The organism is Mesorhizobium sp. M7A.F.Ca.US.005.03.2.1 (genome assembly GCF_003997795.1).
Classification (GTDB): Bacteria; Pseudomonadota; Alphaproteobacteria; order Rhizobiales; family Rhizobiaceae; genus Mesorhizobium; species Mesorhizobium ciceri.
In genome coordinates this window covers 1-4,327 of sequence record NZ_RZRP01000544.1, presented here as the reverse complement: position 1 = coordinate 4,327, position 4,327 = coordinate 1, and the positions used below count along the sequence as shown (strand labels likewise).

Here is a 4,327-nt window from a genome sequence, read left to right as displayed (position 1 = left end):
GTACGGCCTCCAACGTAGCGCCCTTACGAACCGTCGCCGGCAGAAAATTCATGCCGGGTGAACCAATGAAACCCGCAACGAACATGTTGGCCGGCCGGTCGTAGAGATCGAGCGGCGCGCCGACCTGCTGGATCAGCCCGTCATGCATGACGACGATCCGGTCGGCCATGGTCATCGCCTCGATCTGGTCGTGCGTGACATAGACCGATGTCGTCTTCAGTTGCTGGTGCAGCGCCTTGATCTCGGCGCGCATATGGACGCGCAGCTTGGCGTCGAGGTTCGACAGCGGCTCGTCGAACAGGAAGACCTTGGGGTCGCGCACGATCGCCCGGCCCATGGCGACGCGCTGGCGCTGGCCGCCGGACAATTGCCGCGGCAGGCGCTGCAGGAAGGTGTCGAGCCCGAGCCGCTTGGCGGCGCCGTCCACCCTGGAGTCGATCGTCGCCTTCTCCGCCTTCTTCAGGAGCAGGCTGAAGCCCATGTTCTTCGACACGTCCATATGCGGATAAAGCGCGTAGGACTGGAACACCATGGCGATGTCGCGGTCCTTGGGTGCTACGTCATTGACCAGCCGCTCGCCAATGCGGATCTCGCCGCCGGAAGCCTCCTCCAGCCCGGCGATCATGCGCAAAAGCGTGGACTTGCCGCAGCCCGACGGCCCAACCAGGACGACGAACTCGCCATCGGCGATTTCAAGGTCGACCGCGTGCAGGACGCGGACGGCGCCATAGTCCTTGCGGACCTTCTCGAGCGTAACAGAGGCCATCGATCTATCCTTTGACGGCGCCGGCGGTCAGGCCGGTGACGAGATAGCGTTGCAGGAAGGCGAAGAAGATGCAGACCGGGATCAACGCCAGGATGGATGCCGCCATCATCTGTCCCCAATCGACGGCGAACTTGCCGATGAAGGTGAGCAAGCCGACGGCGAAGGTCTTCTGGTCGTCGCTGGAAATCAGCATCAGCGCGAACAGAAGCTCGCTCCAGGCGGCGGTGAAGACGAAGCCGAGCGTGGCGCCCATGCCCGGCAGCGTCAGCGGTACAATCACCTTGCGCATCGCCTGCGCACGCGTGCAGCCGTCGATCATCGCCGCTTCCTCCAGATCCTTGGGGATGCCGTCGAAGAAGGACTGCATGAGGAAGGTGGCAAAAGCCGTGTTGAAGGCGGTGTAGATGATGATCAGCCCGGTCAGGCTGTTGATCAGTCCGATCTGACCCATCACGCGGTAGATCGGCGGAATGACCATCACCAGCGGAAAGGTCTGGGTCAAAAGCAACATCAGCGCCAGTGCTGCCTTGCCGCGAAAGGTGAAGCGCGACATGGCATAGCCGGCAAGCGTGGCGATGATTGTCACCAGTGCCGCCGTCGATACCGAGACGATGACGCTGTTGAGGAAATAGCGCGGGAAATCGGTGGCCTCGAGCACGGTTACGAAGTTCTGCAGCGTCATGTGCGACGGCCAGAAGGTGATGCCTTCGGAATAAAGCAGCCGCTCCGGCGTGACCGAGATCCTCAGCGTCCAGTAGATCGGGAACAAGGCAAAGAGCACGTAAGCCGCGATTGCCGCGTAGAGGCCGATGCCGCCGAAGAAGCGCTGCGAGGTTGAACGTCCTGCGATCATCAGACGTGCCTCACAAGCGTGCGGCGGATACCGATCAGCGCAATCGCATAGGCAATGAGCAGGACCAATAGCAGCACGGCCACCGCCGAGGCATAGCCCTTGTCCAGCGATTTGAAGGCGCTGACATAGATGTAGACCGGCACAGTGTTGGTCGAGCCGGCTGGCCCGCCCTCCGTCATCACGAAGATCAGGTCGGCGAAGGTGGCGATCCAGATGGTGCGCAACATCACGGTGATGGCGATGGTCGGCGCCAGAAACGGCAGCGTCACCTTGGTGAAGCGCTGCCAGGGCGAAGCGCCGTCGATCGCCGCCGCCTCATGCAGTTCCGACGGGATCGACTTCAGCGCCGCCAAGAGCGTGATGGCGAAGAAAGGAATGCCGAACCAGATATTGGCGACGATCGGCCCCCACATGGCGGTTGACGGATCGGACAGCACATTGGTCGGCTCGGCCTTCAGCCCCAATGCAAACAGCCAGTGCGGCAGCGGGCCGATGATCGGATTGAACAGCCAGGCCCAGGTCAGGCCCGACAGGAAGGACGGCACCGCCCAGGGCAGGAACACCAGGGCTTGTACAGCCTTGCGGCCGCGAAACGGCTTGTCGAGCAGAAGCGCCAGGCCAAGGCCGAGGAAGAACTGGAAGAAAAGGCTGGCGACCGTCCACCACAACGTGTTGACCAGCGCCTGGCCCAGCACCTGATCCGACAGCATCGCCTGATACTGGCCGAGCCCGACATATTCGGACTTGAAGGCGGAGAACTTGCGGAAGGAGTAGCTGATGCCGATGACCAGCGGCACCAGAAGCACCACGACCAGCAGGATGATCGCCGGGCTGAGATAGAGCCATGGCTCGATAGCGGCATGGGATAGCCGCTTGCGACGCGGCTTGCCGACGGATCGTATTTCGGACACGGCGTAGGTCATTGGCTCGGGGGCGCTCCTGGAACGGCGTCGGGGACAGCGTCCTTCTCCCCGTTCACGGGGAGAAGATGCCGGTCCACCCTCCGCAGCTGCTGCGGATGACGGGCAGGCAGATGAGGGGCAGCGCGAACCTATCGAGGCATAGCGCCGCCCCTCATCCGTCACTTCGTGACACCTTCTCCCCTTGAACGGCGAGAAGGGAAGAAAAACTACTTCTTGTTCTTCGCCAGCCAGTCCTGCTGTTCCTTGGTCAGGAAGGCAGCCCACTGGTCGGCGACGTCCTTGGCCGTCTTCTGGCCAAGCAGCACTTCCTGAAAATTCTTGATCGCCACCTGGTCGACGAAATTGCCGAGGTTCTCCAGATGCGTCGGCGGGGTGACCATTTCATATTTGGAGCTGTCGCTGAGCTCCGTGAACCAGCCCTTGAACTGCTCGGTCTTGAAATGGGGATCCTGGTCGGCACCGTTGTGGATCGGGACGACGCCGACTTCCTTGGCCCATTCCAGATTGTCCTTCGGCGACAAAAGGGTCGCCATCAGCTTCCAGGCGTCGTCCTTGTGCTGCGAGTTGGCGAACATGGCCCAACCGGCATAGCCGAGTGTCGGATAGGATTTGCCGCTCGGCCCGACCGGCAATGGCGCTACCGCGAAATCGTCGGCGCTCATCTTGTCGGCGATGCCGAGCAGCGCGTCCGGATCCTGGTTGAGCATGGCGCAGGTGCCGGAATAGAAGCCGGTGACCGTTTCGTTGAAACCCCAGCTCACCGCATCCTTCGGCGCCAGTCCGTCCTTGTACATGTCGGCCAGCATCTGCAGGCCCTTGACCGAGCCCTCCTCGTTGATCGTCGAAGTGCCGTCCTCGTTGAAGTAACCGCCCTTGCCGGCGGCGATGTTCATGAACATGTGCATGCCATTGAAGGCGCCCGGCCCGCCGCGCAGGCAGTAGCCGTACTTGCCCGGGAGCGCGGAAATCTTCTTGGAATCGGCGACGAAATCTTCAAGCGTCGCCGGCGGGCCATCGAGGCCGGCCTCCTTGAACAGTTTCTTGTTCCAGAACAGCGCGTTCACATAGTAGCCGTAGGGGATCATGAACTGGGTGTTGTTGACGGTCGAGCCGAACTGTTTCGCGCGGTCGCCAAGCGTCTTGGCGTCATCCCATTTGGCCATATACGGGCCGAGATCCTCGAGTTGGGCATTGTTGGCATAGAGGCCCATCCAGCGCTCCGGCATCTCGACCACGTCGGGCGTATCGCCGGCCTGCACCATGGTCAGGAATTTCTCGAACGCCTGCCCCCAGGGCAGCGAGATCAGCTCGACCTTGATGCCTGGATTGGCCGTTTCGAACTCCGCGATCTGCTTCTTCAGGAATTCGGTGCGTGGCGGGCTGGTGATGACTTCGACCATTTTCAGGGTCGAATCGGCCACAGCATTTCCGGCGGAAATCGCCAGTCCCGCAACGGTGGCAAGCATGACGGTCAGTTTTTTCATGTTCAAGACTCCCATTTTGAACCCGCTTGTTATTTTCTGGCTTTTTCGAAGGCTTGGGCGACGTCAGCCCACAGGTCTTCGACACTCTCCAATCCGACATTGAAGCGGATGGTTCGGGGGCTGACGCCGAAGCGCGCCATCGAATTCAGGCCCGGCGTCTGCTCCAGCGACGCCTTGGCCGGCACGACCAGGCTTTCATGCCCGCCCCAACTGACGCCGATGCGGAAATATTTCAGCGCGTCGACGAAGACGGGGATGTCGATCTCGTCCGTAACCTCGAAGGAGAACAGCCCGGCATAGC

Annotated in this window: 5 protein-coding genes; all 5 read right to left on the bottom strand. The window is 61.5% G+C overall.

Annotated features, from left to right (window positions below):
• A partial coding sequence (ugpC, locus tag EN991_RS25210; RefSeq protein ID WP_127369778.1) for a sn-glycerol-3-phosphate ABC transporter ATP-binding protein UgpC occupies positions 1-766 on the bottom strand: 766 nt, incomplete at its 3' end.
• 4 nt (positions 767-770) lie between these two features.
• Positions 771-1,619 carry a carbohydrate ABC transporter permease gene (locus EN991_RS25205; RefSeq protein WP_127369777.1) on the bottom strand — a complete coding sequence of 283 codons (849 nt, stop codon included), beginning with the start codon at positions 1,617-1,619 and terminating at the stop codon, positions 771-773.
• Complete coding sequence (locus tag EN991_RS25200; RefSeq protein ID WP_013531925.1) at positions 1,619-2,542, bottom strand: sugar ABC transporter permease; 924 nt, start codon at positions 2,540-2,542, stop codon at positions 1,619-1,621. The genes EN991_RS25205 and EN991_RS25200 overlap by 1 nt, the downstream gene beginning before the upstream one ends.
• A 206-nt stretch (positions 2,543-2,748) precedes the next feature.
• Positions 2,749-4,026, bottom strand: a complete 1,278-nt coding sequence (locus EN991_RS25195; RefSeq protein ID WP_013531926.1) for a sugar ABC transporter substrate-binding protein — start codon at positions 4,024-4,026, stop codon at positions 2,749-2,751.
• A gap of 29 nt (positions 4,027-4,055) precedes the next feature.
• Positions 4,056-4,327: PLP-dependent transferase (locus EN991_RS25190; protein WP_206519246.1), on the bottom strand; the 272-nt coding region annotated here is incomplete at its 5' end.